We start from the raw sequence: 581 nt of genomic DNA, 5'->3' as shown, positions 1-581 counted from the left end.
CACAGTCGCGCCTTCGCCGTTCGGGCTTATCCGCTCCAGACCCACGAGATGCTGTTCGACGCGCTGACCCAGGCGTTCCGGGTTCTGGGCGGCGTGCCCCGGCGGGGGATTTTCGACAACATGCGCACGGCGGTCGATCGGATCGGTGCGGGCAAGATACGGCAGGTCAATGCCCGGTTCGCGGCGATGGCGAGTCATTATCTGTTCGAGCCCGAGTTCTGTAATCCGGCTTCCGGTTGGGAGAAGGGGCAGGTCGAGAAGAACGTCCAGGATGCGCGGCGACGGTTGTGGCAACCCCATGGTCCTTCTGGGCCCAGCTTCCCCGATCTCGACGCGCTCAACGTCTGGCTGGAGGCGCAGTGCATCGTGCAATGGGCGCAGATCGAACACGGCGTGCTGCCCGGCACCGTCGCTGATGTCCACGCCGCCGAGGTTGCCAGTCTGATGCCGCCGGGTCGGCCGTTCGACGGCTTCGTCGAGCACACCAAGCGGGTATCACCGACCTGCCTCGTGCACTTCGAGCGTACGCGCTACAGCGTGCCGGCATCGTTCGCTAACCGCCCGGTCAGCTTGCGGATTTA

1 protein-coding gene is annotated in these 581 nt (G+C 65.2%); it reads left to right on the top strand.

The features are described 5' to 3' along the window. Positions 1-581, top strand: a 581-nt coding sequence (gene istA / locus QU44_RS17035; protein ID WP_033923603.1) for an IS21 family transposase, incomplete at both ends; no start/stop codon positions are given.

Source organism: Sphingomonas sp. 37zxx (genome assembly GCF_000786205.1).
Lineage (GTDB): Bacteria > Pseudomonadota > Alphaproteobacteria > Sphingomonadales > Sphingomonadaceae > Sphingomonas.
Note: the sequence above shows the minus strand (reverse complement) of the source record. Positions and strands in the feature narration are given on the sequence as shown.